The 218-nt window shown below is 29.8% G+C and carries 1 pseudogene; it reads left to right on the forward strand.

Annotated elements, in window-relative coordinates:
* Positions 1 to 218: pseudogene (locus KI369_RS28845) on the forward strand (DNA-binding protein); the annotation flags it as partial.

A 218-nucleotide genomic window follows, 5' to 3' on the forward strand; every position in this document is an offset into this window, starting at 1 on the left:
CATTAACAACGATATGGAAAATCGCTAATGGTTTGAAAGTTTCTTTTACTTCTTTAATCAATAATCCGCAACCAGATACGAAAGTTGTTTTACGAAATGATGTTCAAGTATTATCAGAAGACAATGAGAGATATAAAGTGTATCCTTCTTTTCCTTTTCAAGATGATAGGAACTTTGAAATCTATACGGTTGAAATTGAAACAGAAGGAAAATTAATT

Origin of the sequence: Bacillus sanguinis (assembly GCF_018332475.1) — a bacterium.
GTDB classification, from domain to species: Bacteria; Bacillota; Bacilli; order Bacillales; family Bacillaceae_G; genus Bacillus_A; species Bacillus_A sanguinis.